The sequence below is a fragment of the Streptomyces sp. NPDC020996 genome, assembly GCF_040641355.1.
Lineage (GTDB): Bacteria > Actinomycetota > Actinomycetes > Streptomycetales > Streptomycetaceae > Streptomyces.
Genome location: NZ_JBFADM010000028.1, coordinates 56,606 through 69,100 on the forward strand (window position 1 = coordinate 56,606; position 12,495 = coordinate 69,100).

A 12,495-nucleotide genomic window follows, 5' to 3' on the forward strand; every position below is an offset into this window, starting at 1 on the left:
GGACACCGGTCCCGGGGCGGGACATCGGGAAGAGCGACCTGAGACGCGGCCTCTTACGCGCGAGGGCGGCCGCCCATCCGGTCAGAGCCCGATGTTCGCCTGCGGCCCGGAGTACGTCTTGACCAGGTTGGGCACGTCGGCCGCCGCGTCGAGGGTGTACGAGTAGAAGTCGCGCGGGTTGAACGCCGAGCCGCTGGTCTGCTGCTTGCCCGAGCTGTTCACCACGATGCTGCCGCTCTGCTTCAGCTGGGCGCTGGTGTCCGGGTAGTACGGGTTGTTCACCTGGTCGAAGTAGCTGTTCTCCAGCACCATCTTGGTCGCACCGCGCGAGTAGTTGCCGTAACTGCTGATGTTCTGAAGGTAGTTGTTGTACAGGTGGGCGTAGGCGAGGTTGTCGGCGCTGGGGTTGCGCTGGTTGTTGTCGTGGAACCAGTTGTGGTGGATCGTCATCCGTGCGGTGACGTTGCTGGTCCAGCCGATGCCGAACGTCTTGTTGTGGTTGCCCAGTTGGTTCCAGGACACCGTTACGTAGCTGGTGTCCTTGCGTGAGTCGATGTAGCCGTCGTTGATGTTGGTGAACTTGTTGTGGTCGATCCAGACGTGGTCGGCGGTGTCCATCTGGATGCCGTCGTAGTCGTAGACCTTGTCGTCGGGGTCGTCGGAGGCCACGGCCGTGTCGCCGATGGTGAGGTTCCGGATGATCACGTTGTGGACGCCCGAGCCGAGGAAGAACCCACCGTTCTTGATCCGGCCGTTGGTCCCGACCCCCACCAGGGTCTTGTTCGAGGTGACCGGGATCTCGTAGCCGTAGTCCGGTACGGTGATCGTGCCGTTGACCCTGATCACATAGGCGGCGCCGGCTGTGGCGTACTTGATCAGGTCGGAGTAGGTCGTGACGGTGACCGTGGCGCCCGCGGCACCGCCGGTGGTGCCGCCGCCGGTGGAGGCGAACCCGTCCGCGGTGTTGGACCAGCTCCGGGCGGCGACCGACGTGGCGGCCTGCGACGACTGCGTGGTGAGGCCGACGAGCATGCCGGGTACAGCGAGGGCGAGCGCCGCGAGTGCGTAGCGCCGGTTTGCCTTGATTCCGGTCATGGTGGTGTCCCTTGTCCTTTCGGTGGGTGTGATGCCGGCTGGGTGGGTGAGATGTCAGCCGACGGGGTTCCAGCCGTCGGAGCCCGCGAGGTACTTCTGCGGGGTGTAGCTGGCCGCGGTCGAGTCGCTCATCTGCGGCCGGTTCGCGTTGACCGTCGCGCCGGAGCCGGTGTTCCTGTATTCGAAGAACCGGGCGTTCTTCCAGCTGTTGCTGGACATGTCGGTCCACGGCTGGGAGGTCTTGACCGTGGCGCTCAGGTTCGACTCGCGGTACAGCACCTGCGCGTCGGCACGCCACGGCCGGCCCAGGTTGGTGTTGTTGTTCGCCGCCCCGGTGATCGTCGACTTGTAGAACAGGAAGCCGTAGGTCTTGCCCGCCGCGGTGCTCGCGGCGGTGAGCGTGCCGCCCGTCGAACGCTTCTCGTGGATCGAGCAGTTGTTGAACACGATGGTGCCGCCGCCGAAGACGAAGTCGACGGTGCCCTCGACGTAGGAGTTGACCATGTAGGCGCGGGTGGCGTCGTTGACCAGGAAGGTGTCCTGGTCGCCCAGCAGCCGTACATTGCTGAACACCGCGCGGTCGGCGTTGAGATGCAGTGCCACCGCCTGCTGGCCGCTGGTCACCGAGCTCTCGTCGAAGTCGTTGGATACGGTCAGGTCGGTGGCCACGAAGTCGTGTCCGTAGGCGAACACGGTCGCGCTGCCCGAGGTGCCGTACGCGCCCGCGTAGTGGTTGTTCACGATGACGGTCGAACTGGCCGAGCTGCCCAGCCCCTGCAGGGTGATGTAGGGCTTGTTCGACGGAATCGTCACGATCTCCCGGTAGGTGCCCGGTTTGATCGTGATGACCCGGCGGGTCGTGTTGTTGGCCGGCACGGCGTCGACGGCCGCCTGCACGGTCCGGTAGGTGCCGGTGCCGTCGGACGCCACCGTGGGCGTGTTCGTGGACCCGGCGACGAGGTTCTTGGCGACCGCGAGCTGATACGTACCGCCGGCGACCGGGGCGGTCGCCGCCTGCGACGGCTGCGCGGCGACTCCGACGGCACCTGCCGTCGCGGCGACCATGAAGGCCGCCACGAGCGCGTGCCGCAGTCTTCTCAGTAGTCCTTCTGACACCTTGGCCTCCTGACCGAGGGCGGGGCGGGGGACGAGCGCGCCGTGGTGACCGGCACGACGGGAGCGCACGATGGGAGCGCCGCAATGGGAGCGCTCCCACCTCTGTAGATGCTTCGACGGCCGGGCCGACAACGGAAACTTCCGAGAAATTCGCCGTTCATCTCACGGCGGCCGGGACGACGGCGGCCGGCCGGGCGCCGCCGCGACGGCCCCGCCTGGCGTTCCGGCAGGCCACGCGGCATGCGAGGCTGTCACCGGGCAGACACCCGACACCTCCAGGAGCACCCATGGCCCTCGACGTCGCCGCCATCCGCGCACAGGTACCCGCGCTGAAATCCGGTACGGCCCGCTTCGACGCACCCGGCGGCACACAGACACCGCAGCCGGTCATCGACGCGATCGTGGACGCGCTGTCCCGTCCGCTGGCCAACCGGGGACGCGTCACGGAGGGCGAGCGCAACGCGGAGGCCATCGTCGAGGGGTCCCGCGCCGCCCTCGCCGACCTGCTCGGCGCACAGCCGGACGGCATCGTCTTCGGCCGCAGCTCCACGCAGCTCGCCTACGACGTCTCCCGCACGCTCGCCAAGGACTGGGGGCCCGGCGACGAGGTGGTCGTCACCCGCCTCGACCACGACTCCAACATCCGGCCCTGGGTCCAGGCGGCCGAGGCGGTCGGCGCCACCGTCCGCTGGGCGGACTTCGACCCGGCCACCGGCGAACTCCACCCCGAGCACATAGAGACCGTGCTGTCGCCGCGCACCCGGCTGGTCGCCGTGACCGCTGCCTCCAACCTCATCGGCACCCGCCCCGACGTCCCCGCCCTCGCCGCCCTCGCACACGGCGTCGGCGCGCTGCTGCACGTGGACGCCGTGCACTACGCCGCCCACGCGCCGGTCGACCTCACCGCGCTCGGCGCGGACACCCTGGTCTGCTCGCCGTACAAGTTCCTCGGCCCGCACCTCGGTGTCCTGGCGGCCCGGCCGGAACTGCTCGAGACGCTGCGCCCGGACAAGCTGCTGCCCTCCTCCGACGCCGTGCCCGAGCGTTTCGAACTGGGCACGCTGCCCTACGAGTTGCTGGCCGGGGCCCGCGCGGCGGTGGACTTCCTCGCCGGTCTGGCACCGCAGCCTTCCGGCACCCGCCGCGAACGTCTGCTCGCCGCGTTCGCGGCACTGGAGCCGCACGAGGACGCCCTGCGCGAGCGGATCGAGCGGGGACTGGCCGGCCTCCCCGGCGTCACCGTGTACTCGCGCGCCACGCGGCGCACCCCGACGCTGCTGTTCTCCCTGGACGGCCACGACTCCGCGCAGGTCGCGGCACACCTCGCGGCGCACGGCGTCGACGCCCCGGCCGGCTCGTTCTACGCCCTGGAGGCCTCCCGTCGGCTCGGCCTGGGCGACACGGGCGCCGTACGGGTCGGGCTCGCCCCCTACACCGACGAGGAGGACGTCGACCGGCTGCTGGCGGCGCTGGGGAGCCTCGGGGCGTGACGGCGTCCGGGGCCCCGAGACGATCCCCCAAGCCGACCGGCACGCCCCGGTGTAGCTGGACGCCTGGGTGTGAGGCCGGGTGGGTCCGGGCCCCGCGGTCACAGGCGGTCCCACCGTTCCTGAAGACTGAGCGGGAGTGAGTCCTGTCGCCAGACCTGCTGCTCAGCCGGACGCCCCGAGCGGTGTTGGGTGTCCTGGTCGCCCGCGTTCGCTCCGTGTCCGGCCCGCACGGATCGTGTCCGTGGTCCGTGGTCCGTGGTCCGTGGTCCGGGGGCGCGGGGGCGGGGTCCCTCACGCCCCGGGGCGCCCGGCCGGGCCTGGACGGTCCGATGCCCCTGCTCATCACTCCGGTGAGCAGGGGGCGGTACCGTCCTCCCCCAGTGCCTCGAGGGCCTGGGAGGTACCCCCAGCCTGATCGGGTGCCCCAGGGCGCGCCTGCCGATCGCCACGGCGGCTGCGTCGTGGCGGGTGGTCCTCCTGTTCGTGCCGGTGAGGGGTTTGTGCCAGTGCTGGGCGCCCCAGCGGCTCACAACCCCTCGGTCGGGCGTCCCAGCCAGGTGACCGGGCCGGCGTCCGGGACCGGGATCTCCTGGAAGCCCAGGCGGTCGTAGAAGGCGCGGGCGGGGGTGTTGGCCGTGCTCATGCAGAGGTGGACGGCCGGGATCCGCCGGTCGTGCAGGGCCCGCAGGAACGTCCGCATCAGGCCGCGGCCGTGGCCGCGGCCCTGCCATTCGGGGAGCAGGTCGATGTGCAGGTGGGCCGGGTAGGCGGCGACCTGCGGGACGACCATCCGCTCGGGGCGGTGCAGCAGGCGGACGATCGCCTCGTCCGGGGTGCCGGGCTCGCCGACCGGGTCGGGGTAGCGGTCCGCGACCAGCGGCAGCCACTTGGCGCGGAAGTCCTCGGCGAAGCGCGGCGTGTCGGCGGTGCCCAGGATGTAGCCGACCGCCAGGCCCTCGCCGTCGTCCAGGACGAACGCCAGCTCCGGCTCCAGATGGACGTACGGGTCGGCGAAGGTCGCCGGGAAGATCGAGGGGTCCGCGTAGAACGGCCGGCTGTCCTGGCCGACGTGCGCGGTGCGGACGCAGATGTCGTCGAGGGCCTCGCGGTCCTCGGGACGGTAGGGACGTACGACGGCAGACTGGGTCACCGCAGCATCCTGCCCGGCTGAGAGCGCTCCCACAAGGGGTACGGCGCGATGGGACGGGGCCCGGCACCGGCGCTCCCGAGCGTCGTGGGCATACCGGGACGGGGCCCGGCACCGACGCGGCTGGCGGGCCGCGTCTGGCGGCAGCAGGCCGGGGGCTCACCCGCGGCAGGAGGCCGGGGGCTTCGCCGCCCGCCGGGCCGGGGCCGGCGTACTGGCGTACTGGCGGCGCGCGCGTTCTGGCGGCGCGCGCTGCACCGCGATCCGCGGCTCTACCCCGACCGCTGGGGTTCGGCCCCGCCCGGTGGCTCGACCGCAGCCGGCCACCACTGTCGGCATTCCTGCCGTTGGCGGCCGGCAAGCACCGGTGCATCGGCGGCCGCTTCGCGCCGGTGGTGATCGCCGCCACGAACGCCACCGCGATCGCCGCCCTGGCACTGGCCCGGCCCTGGCCCGGCGGCCGGAGCCAGGGCCCAGGCAGTGCGTCCGCCCAGGGGCGAGCGCGACCGTACGGCCCGCCACCCTGCGGACGACCGCCTGCGGACGACCGTCCGGACCCGGCAGCGCTCCCCCGACGCGGCCTGGCCCGCGACCACACCCCGCTCCTGTCGTCACCCGCCCAGGTGACGCGCATCCGTCCGGGGCGCGGCGCGGCCCGGAGCGCCCGGGCCGCGGCGAAGGGCGCCCTGAAGCGGGACGGAGCGCCCGTCTGCGGCCCCGCGCCCGGGCGGGACCGCGCGCGCCGGGTTACGGCCGCAGACCCGGGCGCCTCTTCGCGTCACAAGAATCACTCTGTCCACCCGGATGCGCCCCGCGCCCGTCGTGGCGCATTCTTGCTGTGCCGCCCGCTCGGCGGCGCGCGGACGAGGTAGGGGCGATGACTGGGAGCGCCAGGGACACGGAGGGGATACCCGAGCAACTGGCCACGCTGCTGGTGGACGCCACGACGGATGCGATCAGCGCGGCCGACGGCCACTCGGGAGGGGTCTACCTGCGCTCCGGCGTGCCCGGACTGCTGCGGCTGGCGGTGCTCGCCGGGCTGCCCGGCGCCCTGTTCCGGCCCTGGTGGCGGCTGCACGCGGACAGGCCGTTCCCGGTGGCCGACGCCTACCGGCTCGGCGTCCAGGTGGTCCTGCCGAACGCCGCGGAGACGATGCGCCGCTATCCCCAGTTCGCGGCGGGGCTGCCGTTCCCGTTCGGGTCGCTGTACGTGCCGGTCGTCGGCGGGTCGACGACCTTCGGCGTCCTGACCGTGCTGCGCCCGCCCGCCGCGGACGCCGCCGAACTGCTCGCGCAACGCGACCGCATGGCACAGCTCGCCGAGGACCTGGGCACGGCGCTGCTGCGCCTGGAGGCCGGCCGGCGGACGGTCGCCTGGGACGACGACCCGGTGTGCGTCCGGCAGCCCGGCACGCGTCCGTCCGCGGGGCGGGCCGGAGGGTTCGCCTGGGACCCGGTGACGGACGTGGTGACCGTGGACGAGCGCCTGCCCGACCTGCTGGGCGTGCCCGCCGGGGACATCGCGGGGGTGGACGCGCTCGCCGACGCCGTCTGCCCGGAGAGCCCGGAGCAGGTCCTGACCGCGCTTCGCCAGACGGCCGGGGGGCGGCCACCGGCGCTGCCGCTGTACATGCGGACCGCCGACGACAGGCTGCGGGTGGTGGAGCTGTGGAGCCCTTACGCCGCACCCGTCCCGCACGGCCTCCCGTCCGGCGCGCACCCGGTCCGGGGCGTCGTCGTCGACCCCGGGCCGGGCGCGGCGGCCGACGCCGCGGCGGACCTGCTGCCCGACGGCGTGCTCTGCACGGACCGGCTGGGCCTGATCCTCTACGCCAACCCGCGGGCCGCCCAGCTGCTGGGCCGGCCGCGGTCGGAGCTGCTCGGCCGTCAGCTGTGTGAGAGCGTGCCGTGGCTGGGCCGGCCGCAGTGCGAGGACCATCTCCGCAGCGCCCTGCTGTCCCCCGACCCGGTGCACTTCCACCTGGGGCGAGCCTCGTCGGACGGCGCCGGGGCGGCGGACGAGGGCACCTGGCTCGACGTGTCCGTCCATCCGGGAGACACCATCCTGACGTACACGCTGCGCCCGTCGGGCCGGGTGGCGGACACCGCATCCGGTCTCGCACCCGTGCCCGAGCAGGACGGGAGCGGCGTAGCGGCGGCCTCCGGGGACGCGTCCATGGCGCCGGTGTACCGGCCCATCGTCCTGGCCATCGCGCTGACCGAGGCGGTCACCGCCCGCCAGGTGTCGGCGGTGGTGGTACGGGAGCTGCTGCCCGCGTTCGGGGGCGGCCGGCTCGCCATCTACCTGTTGCAGGACCGGCACCTGTACCTGGCCTGGGAGACCGGTTTCCCGCCCGGGTTCCTGACGCCCTTCGAGGGCGTGGGGCTGGACGCGCGGCTGCCCGGTGTGGAGACGCTGACCAGCGGCCGGCCGCTGTTCTTCGACTCCATGCAGCAGCTGGGCGCCGCCTACCCCGGCCTGCCGCTGGACGCGACCGAGGGCTCCCGCGCCTTCCTCCCCCTGATCGCCTCCGGGCGGCCGGTCGGCTCCTGCATCCTCGGCTTCGACCGCCCGCGCAGCTTCAGCACCGAGGAGCGCACGGTGCTCACCGCGCTCGCCGGGCTGATCGCCCACGCCATGGAGAAGGCGCAGCGCTACGAGAACGAGGCCGCGCTCGCGCGGGGCCTGCAGCAGGCCCTGCTGCCCCGTCGGCTGTCGCTGCACCCGCAGGTGGAGACCACCGGCCGCTACCTGCCGGGCACCCAGGGCATGGAGGTGGGCGGCGACTGGTACGACGTCGTGGAGGCCGGGGACGGGCTCGCCCTGGTCATCGGCGACGTGCAGGGGCACGGTGTGCAGGCGGCGGCCACCATGGGGCAGCTGCGCAGCGCGGTGCGGGCGTTCGCGCTCGGGGACCACCCGCCCGACGAGGTCATGAGCGGCACCAACCACCTGCTCATCGACCTCGACCCCGGTCAGTTCGCGAGCTGCTGCTACATCCGTCTCGACCCGGCCACGGGGCTGGCGCGGGTGGCGCGGGCCGGGCACCCGCCGCCGATCCTGCGCCGCGTGGACGGCCGTACCGAAGTGCTCGACCTGCCCGGCGGTGTGGTGCTCGGGGTGGACCCGCACGCCCGGTACCCGGTCGCCGAACTGCACGTCGAGCCGGGCGACATCCTCGCCTTGTACACGGACGGGCTGGTAGAGCGGCCCGGCATGGACATCGACGACGGCATCGCCGCCCTCCGGGTGGCCCTGGCGCGGGCCGGCGCCCCGGCCGCCCGCGCGGGCGGCCGGGGCCGCGCGCTGGCCGGTGTCGCCGAGCGGCTGACCGCGACGGCCCGGCACCTGACCGACCGGCCCGACGACATCGCCCTGCTGCTCGCCATCCGCCGCGCCCCGCAGGCCGCCCGGGCCGGAGGCCGGCACTGAACCGGCCCCGCGCGCGGCGTACGGTCTGTCACCTTCTGTGATGTCTCTCGCCTCTTGGGGCGCAACGGTGTAGACATAGGCGCATGGTCCGACTTGTGGGTCGCTCCGGGCCGCGGTCGACCCTCCGTTCCAGCGGTCCCCGCACCCGGCGCGTGCCCGGCTTCGTGCTCGAGGTGGACGGACAGCCGGCGCGGCGGGCTCCGGGCGGTGTGCCCACCCGGCCGGAACCGCACGGCAGACCGACGCCGGGCCGGGCCGCCCGGCTGCGGTCGGCGCTGAGCGGACGCAGCGTGGCCGGGCAGGTGTTCGTCCTGCAGGTGGTGATCGTGCTGTTGCTGGTCGTCGCCGCGGTGGTGGCGCTGGTCCTGCAGGTGCGGCGCGACAGCGACCTGGAGGCCCGCAACCGGTCGGTCGCGGTCGCCCAGGCGTTCGCGAACGCGCCGGGCACCCGTGAGGCACTCGACGCCCCCGACCCGGCGGCCGTCCTGCAGCCCCGGGCCGAGGCGGCGCGCAGGGCGGCCGGTGTGGACTTCATCGTTGTCATGAACACCAACGGCATTCGCTACACGCACCCCAAGCCGGACCGCATCGGCAAGCGGTTCGTGGGGACGATCGCTCCCGCGCTGGCCGGCCGGACCGTGACCGAGGAGATCGACGGGACGATCGGACGGCTGGTGCAGGCGGTCGTGCCGGTCAGGGCGCCGGACGGTTCCGTGGTGGGGCTGGTGTCGGCGGGCATCACCACCGACAACGTGGGCGGCGTCGCCAACCGGCAACTGCCCCTGGTCCTGGTCGCCGCCGCCGCGGCCCTCGCCCTGGCCACGGCGGGCACCGCGCTGGTGAGCCGGCGACTGCTGCGCCAGACGCACGGCCTCGGCCCGCACGAGATGACCCGGATGTACGACCACCACGACGCGGTGCTGCACGCCGTCCGCGAGGGCGTGCTGATCGTCGGCGGCGAGGGCAGGCTGCTGCTGGCCAACGACGAAGCGCACCGGCTGCTCGGCCTGCCCGCGGACGCCGAGGGACGCCATGTCCGCGACCTGGGCCTGGCCGCGGACACCGTCGGCCTGCTGGCCTCGGGGCGGGTCGCCACCGACGAGGTGCTCCGGGTCGGGGACCGGCTGCTGGCGGTCAACCAGCGGCCGACGGACACCCAGGGCGGCCCGCCCGGCAGCGTCGCCACATTCCGCGACTCCACGGAGCTGCGTGCTCTGTCCGGCCGGGCGGAGGCGGCACGCGAACGCCTCGACATGATCTACGACGCCGGAGTCGGCATCGGCACCAGCCTGGACGTCACCCGCACCGCCGAGGAACTGGCCGAGCTCGTGGTGCCGCGGTTCGCCGACTTCGCGACCGTCGACCTCTACGAGGCCGTGCTCGGCGGGGGCCAGCCGGAGACCGCGACCTCGCTGCGCCGTACCGCCGCCACCGGCATCCGCGAGGACTCCCCGCTCTACCCGGTGGGCCGGCACATCGAGTTCGTCGAATCCTCGCCGCACGCGCGCAGTCTCCGGGCCGGCCGGGCCGTGCTGGAGCCGGACCTGCGCGCGGTGTCCGGCTGGCACGAGCAGGACCTGGACCGGGCCGCGCGGATCATGGACCACGGCATCCGCTCGCTGATCGTCGTGCCGCTGCGCGCCGGGGCGCTGGTGCTGGGCCTGGTCAGCTTCTGGCGCTCGCGGAAGCCCGAGCCTTTCGACGCGGAGGAGCTGGCGCTCGCCGAGGAGCTGGTGAAGCGTGCCGCGGTCTCCATCGACAACGCGCGCCGCTACACGCGCGAGCACAGCATGGCCGTGACCCTGCAGCGCAGTCTGCTGCCCCGCAGCCTGCCGGAGCAGTCCGCGCTGGACATCGCCTACCGGTACCGGCCCGCGCAGGCCGGCGTCGGCGGCGACTGGTTCGACGTGCTGCCGCTGCCGGGGGCCCGCGTCGCCCTGGTGGTCGGAGACGTCGTCGGGCACGGGCTGCACGCGGCGGCCACGATGGGGCGGCTGCGTACGGCGGTGCACAACTTCTCCGCCCTCGACCTGCCGCCGGACGAGTTGCTCACCCTGCTGGACGAGCTGGTCGGCCGCATCGACCAGGCCGAGGCGCCCGAGCACGGCGGCGCCCCGGTCATCGGCGCGTCCTGCCTGTACGCGGTGTACGACCCGGTGTCCGCGACCTGCACGGTCGCCCGCGCGGGCCATCCGCCGCCGGCCGTGATCGGGCCGGACGGCGATGTCGGTCTCGCGGAGGTGCCCGCCGGGCCGCCGCTGGGCCTGGGCGGTCTGCCGTTCGAGGCGGCCGACATCGAACTGCCCGAAGGCAGCCGTCTCGTGCTGTACACGGACGGGCTGGTCGGCGGCCGGGGGCAGGACATCGACGAGGGCCTCGACCTGCTGCTCGGCGCGCTGGAGCGGGCCGGTCCCTCGCCGGAGGACACCTGCCGGGCGGTGCTCGACGGGCGGCTGCCGGCCCGGCCGAGCGACGACATCGCCCTGATCGTCGCCCGCACCCGGGCGCTGCCCGCCGACCGGATCGCGGAGTGGGAGGTGCCGTCGGACCCGGCGGCCGTCGGGGAGGTACGCGCTGCCGTCACCCGCAGGCTCGCGCGGTGGGGCCTGGAGGAGCTGACGTTCACCACGGAGCTGATCCTGAGCGAGCTGGTCACCAACGCGATCCGCCACGGCGGGGAGCCCATCGGCGTCCGGGTGCTGCTCGACCGGACTCTGATCTGCGAGGTCTCCGACGGCAGCAGCACCTCGCCACATCTGCGCTACGCGACCATGACGGACGAGGGCGGAAGAGGCCTCTTCCTCGTCGCCCAACTCGCCGAACGCTGGGGCACCCGCTACACCCCGTCCGGCAAAATCATCTGGTCCGAACAACCCCTCCCCTGACCCTCCGCTCAACTCATCCGAACACCGACGCAGGCCGCAGGCCGCAGCATCGCGGGACCCCGCCCGAGATCGGCGCTCAGGCACTCGCTGTCGGCCTCGCCCTCTTGCTGCTGCGCCTGATCAGCTCCGGCTGTGAGTAGTTGAGGCACAGAAAGTGCCGCTGAGATTGATCTTCCTCGGGTCCGCCTGCCGTGCGGGCGCTTCGAGCTGAGGAAGGACGGCGCCGGCACGCAGCTCGCGCGGATCCGGGATGTGGTTTACAGCGTGCCCGGGGGAACGCCCCCCGATGGCCAGCCCGATGCCACTGCTTCCCCCGGTGATGAAAGCTGTCTTCCCCGCAAGTCCCAGATCCACGGCGGCAGCCTGTCAGCGGACGCCGACACGATCAACCCACTTGATCCAACTGGTCTGGACTTGGTTGGGCGGTGTCGTTCGAGGTTGTTCCGGGTTTCGTGTGGAGGACGTCGCGGGCCTGGTCGGCGGCGCGGGCGAGGCTCTCGGAGACGTAGTCGAGGAAGCGGGCGATGTTCTCCAGGCGGACGGCGGCCGGGGTGCCGGGGACGAGGATGCCGACGCCCTGGCGGGCGGTTTCGGCGACCTGGGCGGTGGAGCGGACGCTGGCCATCATGGCCTGGTACCAGACGTCGTCGTCGATGGCGTAGCGCTCGCGGCGGCGTTCGTCGCGTTCCCGGCGGACGAGGTCTTGGCTCTCCAGGAACGCGATCGCCTTGGAGATGGACGCCGGGCTGACCTGGAGGCGCTGGACGAGTTCGGACGCGGTGAGGCTGCCCGCGTCGCTGGTGCAGAGGCAGGCCATCACCCGGGCCATCATCTTCGGCGTGCCCGAGCCTATGAAGACGGTGGTGAGCGTCTCCTCGTACTCGCGCACCGCCTCGGCGTCGCGCCCGTGGGCCTCCGGGGGCAGCGTCGCGTCACGGGGTGCGGCCGGCTTGCGCCGGTGGGTGCGGCGCTCGGTGGCGCGGTGGGCAAGGTCGGCGCGGTAGGCGGTGGGGCCGCCGTTGCGCATGACCTCGCGGGTGACGGTTGAGGTCGGGCGGTCGAGACCTCTGGCGATCTCCGCGTAGGCGAGGCCGTCGGCCAGTCCCAGCGCGATCTGCCGGCGTTCCTGCTGGGTGAGCCTGCCTCCCGGCATCGCGGTCTCCTTCACGGTTCGCGGTCCTTCGTGGTTCCTGGGGGCTGCAGCATAGCGTTCACCTTCAATTCATTGCAACGAACCGAATGAGGGGTTGTTGCGTTACAACCCAAGCCATTGCAACGATACATCGGCCTTCACCAGCACTTATGACGTCGAAATGCAACGAGGAGGTT

7 protein-coding genes and 1 pseudogene are annotated in these 12,495 nt (G+C 73.0%); 3 read left to right on the forward strand and 5 right to left on the reverse strand.

The annotated features are described in order from the left end of the window. Window positions 1–81: 81 nt before the first annotated feature. Together AB0G63_RS20275 and AB0G63_RS20280 are read right to left on the reverse strand one after the other, a co-directional pair. Window positions 82–1,095, reverse strand: coding sequence for a pectin esterase (locus AB0G63_RS20275; RefSeq protein WP_360751923.1), 1,014 nt, complete (start codon window positions 1,093–1,095; stop codon window positions 82–84). 54 nt (window positions 1,096–1,149) lie between these two features. Continuing rightward, window positions 1,150–2,211, reverse strand: coding sequence for a pectinesterase family protein (locus AB0G63_RS20280; protein WP_360751926.1), 1,062 nt, complete (start codon window positions 2,209–2,211; stop codon window positions 1,150–1,152). A gap of 287 nt (window positions 2,212–2,498) precedes the next feature. Between AB0G63_RS20280 and AB0G63_RS20285 the strand changes: the two genes are divergently transcribed. Continuing rightward, the gene (locus tag AB0G63_RS20285) at window positions 2,499–3,701 is read left to right on the forward strand and encodes a cysteine desulfurase-like protein (RefSeq protein WP_360751929.1); all 1,203 of its coding nucleotides are present in this window, start codon (window positions 2,499–2,501) and stop codon (window positions 3,699–3,701) included. Between the two features lie 98 nt (window positions 3,702–3,799). On the opposite strand, the pseudogene AB0G63_RS20290 reads toward AB0G63_RS20285, so the two are convergent. Both AB0G63_RS20290 and AB0G63_RS20295 read right to left on the reverse strand, forming a co-directional pair. Continuing rightward, window positions 3,800–4,228: pseudogene (locus AB0G63_RS20290) on the reverse strand (hypothetical protein); the annotation flags it as partial. Beyond that, window positions 4,228–4,851: a GNAT family N-acetyltransferase gene (locus AB0G63_RS20295; RefSeq protein WP_360751932.1), complete on the reverse strand. Its 624-nt coding sequence runs from the start codon at window positions 4,849–4,851 to the stop codon at window positions 4,228–4,230. The pseudogene AB0G63_RS20290 and the gene AB0G63_RS20295, both read right to left, overlap by 1 nt. A gap of 874 nt (window positions 4,852–5,725) precedes the next feature. On the opposite strand from AB0G63_RS20295, the gene AB0G63_RS20300 reads away from it, so the two are divergent. Further along, complete coding sequence (locus tag AB0G63_RS20300; RefSeq protein ID WP_360751935.1) at window positions 5,726–8,281, forward strand: SpoIIE family protein phosphatase; 2,556 nt, start codon at window positions 5,726–5,728, stop codon at window positions 8,279–8,281. Between the two features lie 83 nt (window positions 8,282–8,364). Continuing rightward, complete coding sequence (locus tag AB0G63_RS20305; protein ID WP_360751939.1) at window positions 8,365–11,166, forward strand: SpoIIE family protein phosphatase; 2,802 nt, start codon at window positions 8,365–8,367, stop codon at window positions 11,164–11,166. 385 nt (window positions 11,167–11,551) lie between these two features. Here the strand turns inward: AB0G63_RS20305 and AB0G63_RS20310 are convergent, their stop codons facing one another. Then, window positions 11,552–12,319: a helix-turn-helix domain-containing protein gene (locus tag AB0G63_RS20310; protein ID WP_360752009.1), complete on the reverse strand. Its 768-nt coding sequence runs from the start codon at window positions 12,317–12,319 to the stop codon at window positions 11,552–11,554. Between the last annotated feature and the right edge of the window lie 176 nt (window positions 12,320–12,495).

Coding starts and splice junctions, on each gene's coding strand:
- AB0G63_RS20285 (WP_360751929.1), top strand. CDS start 2,499: ATGGCCCTCGACGTCGCCGCCATCCGCGCACAGGTACCCGCGCTGAAA.
- AB0G63_RS20305 (WP_360751939.1), top strand. CDS start 8,365: ATGGTCCGACTTGTGGGTCGCTCCGGGCCGCGGTCGACCCTCCGTTCC.
- AB0G63_RS20310 (WP_360752009.1), bottom strand. CDS start 12,319: ATGCCGGGAGGCAGGCTCACCCAGCAGGAACGCCGGCAGATCGCGCTG.
- AB0G63_RS20300 (WP_360751935.1), top strand. CDS start 5,726: ATGACTGGGAGCGCCAGGGACACGGAGGGGATACCCGAGCAACTGGCC.
- AB0G63_RS20275 (WP_360751923.1), bottom strand. CDS start 1,095: ATGACCGGAATCAAGGCAAACCGGCGCTACGCACTCGCGGCGCTCGCC.